At 66.7% G+C, this 3,631-nt stretch carries 5 protein-coding genes; 1 reads left to right on the top strand and 4 read right to left on the bottom strand.

From position 1 onward, the window contains the following. The 4 genes from RT567_RS03355 to rpsF all read right to left on the bottom strand — a co-directional run. Positions 1-211 (bottom strand): hypothetical protein (locus RT567_RS03355; RefSeq protein ID WP_313574274.1); only part of this gene is annotated, 211 nt, incomplete at its 3' end. Positions 212-616: 405 nt separating this feature from the next. Further along, the gene (gene rplI / locus RT567_RS03350; RefSeq protein ID WP_087139220.1) at positions 617-1,201 is read right to left on the bottom strand and encodes a 50S ribosomal protein L9; all 585 of its coding nucleotides are present in this window, start codon (positions 1,199-1,201) and stop codon (positions 617-619) included. A gap of 1 nt (position 1,202) precedes the next feature. After that, positions 1,203-1,478 carry a 30S ribosomal protein S18 gene (gene rpsR, locus RT567_RS03345; protein ID WP_003167100.1) on the bottom strand — a complete coding sequence of 92 codons (276 nt, stop codon included), beginning with the start codon at positions 1,476-1,478 and terminating at the stop codon, positions 1,203-1,205. Between the two features lie 11 nt (positions 1,479-1,489). Beyond that, positions 1,490-1,867: a 30S ribosomal protein S6 gene (gene rpsF, locus RT567_RS03340; protein WP_087139219.1), complete on the bottom strand. Its 378-nt coding sequence runs from the start codon at positions 1,865-1,867 to the stop codon at positions 1,490-1,492. A 245-nt stretch (positions 1,868-2,112) separates the two neighbouring features. On the opposite strand from rpsF, the gene RT567_RS03335 reads away from it, so the two are divergent. Beyond that, positions 2,113-3,396 carry an Nramp family divalent metal transporter gene (locus RT567_RS03335; protein WP_313574271.1) on the top strand — a complete coding sequence of 428 codons (1,284 nt, stop codon included), beginning with the start codon at positions 2,113-2,115 and terminating at the stop codon, positions 3,394-3,396. Positions 3,397-3,631 lie beyond the last annotated feature (235 nt).

Here is a 3,631-nt window from a genome sequence, read left to right as displayed (position 1 = left end):
GGTTCTGCAGGGTTTCGGCCGTCACCACGTCGACGGGGGCCAGGGTGTCCAGGCGCGAACGGGCCGGGGCGCGGGTGCCCGTCACCACGATGTCGTCGACCGAGGTCGCGTCGTCAGGAACGGCTTGGGCCGAGGCGGCGCCGGCGATCAGCAGGGCGGCGCCGGATACGGCGGCCAGAAGGGCGGGGCGGCGGGGAAGGCGGGAGGTCATCTCGAGAGGTCGTCTTTTCTGATTGGACGCGCGTCAGGGTTCGCCGTCGCGGGAGGGCGAACGCCGGCTGCGTCTGGAAACGGAACTTTTAAAGCGGACGGAAACCACGGACCGGCGGCGGACCGGTCGGGGAAGGCGGTTTCAGGGTCGCTGGCACGGACATCGCGCCGGTCGGATCACCGGGCGATGCAGTCGGGCGTAAAGGCCGGGGCGCATCGTCATCTCCTGCCCGTCAACGGCGACGAGCCATGGCGATATTGCGGTGCGAAAGCGACGACGCCTATCGAGATTATGTGCGGGAATGTTTAGAAAAACTAAGGTGCCTCTCTCCCATCGGGAGAGGGCAAGAAAAAGGGGCGCTTCCTTGCGGAAACGCCCCTCGATCATCTCGCCGAAGCGACAGGATCAGGCTTCGTCGCCGAAGCCTTCCTGTTGGCCGGCGCCGCCTTCCAGCAGCTCCTGAGCGGCCTGGTCGGCGGCGTTACGCTCGTCGTCGAACTGAGCGCGGATCACGTCCTCGCCCTTCGCTTGACGCTCGGCTTCGTCGGCCGAACGAGCGATGTTGATCTTGACGGTGGCCGAGACCTCGGGGTGCAGGCGAACCAGCACTTCGTGGACGCCCAGCGTCTTGATCGCCGTGTTCAGCACGACCTGCGAACGCTCGATCTTGCCGCCTTCGGCGCGAACGGCCTCAGCGACGTCGCGACCGGCGACCGAGCCGTACAGCTGGCCGGTTTCACCAGCCTGACGGATCATGATGTAGCTCTGACCGTCGATCTTGTCGGCGATCTTCTGCGACTCAGCCTTGTTCTTCTCGTTGCGGGCCTCAATGGCGACGCGCTCGATTTCGAAGGCTTTCAGATTGGCTTCCGTGGCCCGACGCGCCTTGTCGCGCGGCAGGAGGAAGTTACGAGCGAAGCCGTCCTTGACGGTGACGACGTCGCCGATGGCGCCGAGGTTCTCGACGCGTTCCAGCAGAACGACCTTCATCTTACTTCACCACGTACGGCAGGAGGGCCAGGTAGCGGGCGCGCTTGATGGCCTTAGCCAGTTCGCGTTGCTTCTTGGCGGAAACGGCGGTGATGCGCGAAGGCACGATCTTGCCGCGTTCGGAGACGTAACGCTGCAGCAGCTTCACGTCCTTGTAGTCGATCTTCGGCGCGTTGGCGCCCGAGAACGGGCAAACCTTGCGGCGACGATAGAAGGGGCGACGGGCCGGGCCGGAGCCGGCCGGAGCGCCCGGGATGGGGGCAGTCGTATCGGTCATGATCCGGTTCCTTATTCCGAAGCCGCGGCGTCGTCGGTGCGCGGGCCGCTGCGGTCACGTTCGCGTTCGCGGCGAGCCAGCAGGGGCGACAGCTCCAGGTCGAGTTCCTCGACGCGGATGGTCAGCCAGCGCAGCACGTCTTCGTTGATCGACAGCTGACGCTCGACTTCGGCCATGGCGGCCGGCGGGCAATCAACGGCCATCAGCGAATAGTGAGCCTTGCGGTTCTTCTTGACCCGGTAGGTCAGGTTGCGCAGACCCCAGTACTCGATCTTGGCGACGGAGCCGCCGCCTTCTTCGATCAGAGCCTTGATGGTGTCGTTCAGCGCTTCGGCCTGTTGCGCCGAGATATCCTGGCGCGTCATGACCGTGTGCTCGTAAAGAGCCATGCGGTATTCTCCCTTGGCGGACATCGGCGCAGGCGAACCGGGTTGTTCGTCCACGATGGCTCCTGACGCGGCGGACGGGAGTTTCCCGACCCTTTGACGTTCCGCAGCAGGACCGAAGCCCTGGAAAGGGCGCGCCTATACGGGAAAAACCCCGGAAGGGCAAGGCGCGGCGGCCTTTGCGCCGGCGATTGGCAGGGGCGACGAAGCGCGGCACGGTGACGGCTCACGTAACCGGAGCCTTCAGCATGACGCAAACGCCGACGCCGAGGAACCGCTGGTCCCTGATCGGGCCGGGAATCGTGGTGGCCGCGACCGGGGTGGGGGCGGGCGATCTGGTCGCCACCCTGATCGCCGGGTCGCGCTTCGGCTACGCCCTGTTGTGGGCCGCTGTCATTGGAACCGTGCTGAAGATCGCCCTGGCCGAGGCCGTGGGGCGGTGGACCCTGTCCAGCGAGCGGACGATGTTCGAGGGCTGGTCCAGCCTGGGGCGGTCGCGTCTGGGCGGCGGCTGGCTGGACGGGCGGCTGAACTGGGCCGGGCTCTATTTCGGCGTCTATGTGGTGGTGTGGGGCTTCGTCTACGGGGCGGCGGCCATGACCTCGACGGCTCTGCCGCTGGCGGCGCTGTTCCCCGTGCTGGACCTCAAGGCCTGGGGGATGCTGAGCGGCGTCGCGGGGCTGATCTTCGTCTGGTTTGGCGGCTACGGCCTGTTCGAGAAGGTGATGACGGCCTGCGTCGGGGTGATGTTCGTTACCGTCGTCGGCCTGGCCGTGATCGTCACGCCGAACCTTCCGCAGTTGCTGACCGGCTTGTGGCCGAGCCTGCCGGAAGGGTCGGCCTTCTACACCCTGGGCCTGATCGGCGGGGTGGGGGGCACCATCACCATGGCGGCCTATGGCTATTGGCTGAACGCCAAGGGTTGGAAGGGACCGGGCTGGATGGCGGTGATGCGGCTGGACAACCGGGTGACCTATATCGTCACCGGCGTCTTCGTCGTCGCCATGCTGATCGTCGGGGCCGAGCTGCTCTATAGCGCGGGCATCGCCTTGCAGGGCGGGGACCGGGGGCTGCTGGACCTGGATCAGGTGCTGCGCGAGCGGTTCGGGCGGCCGATCTCCATCCTGTTCCTGGTCGGCTTCTGGGCCACCAGCTTCTCCAGCCTGCTGGGCGTGTGGCAGGGCGTCAGCCTGATGTTCGCTGACTTCACCGCCCATGTGCGCGGGCGCTCCGACGATCCCAAGGCGCGCGGCGACAAGAGCCGGGCGTTCCGCGCCTACGCCCTGTGGCTGACCTTCCCGCCGATGGTGCTGCTGTTCATGGATCGGCCGTTCGGGCTGATTGTCGCATATGGGGTGCTGGGCAGCCTGTTCATGCCCTTCCTGGCCGGGACGCTTCTGTGGCTGCTGAACAGCGCCCGGACGCCGCAGGAATGGCGCAGCGGCTGGATTTCCAACCTGTTGCTGGCGGCGGCGGCCCTGCTGTTCGCCGTGCTGGCGGGCAAGGAGCTGCTGGGCCTGATCCCGTCGTAGGCGGCCTATTCCTCGCAGGAGTTTCACAAAAGCCCCGGCGAACCGTCGCATTGGGCCGTTAGGCCTCGCCCTCGACCATATCGGTTCGGGGAAATATCGTCATGAAGCTGTCCGTCGCCTGCCAGGCCGCGTCCTTGGCCGCCTCTGTTTTGCTGGCCGCAGCGCCCTCCATGGCCCAGGTCGTCGCGCCGCCGGACCCCGACCCGCTGCCCGCGCCGCTGCACGCTCCGAACGG

Source organism: Brevundimonas sp., from assembly GCF_032107865.1.
Taxonomy (GTDB): Bacteria; Pseudomonadota; Alphaproteobacteria; order Caulobacterales; family Caulobacteraceae; genus Brevundimonas.
This window is presented reverse-complemented; position numbering and strand designations above follow the sequence as displayed.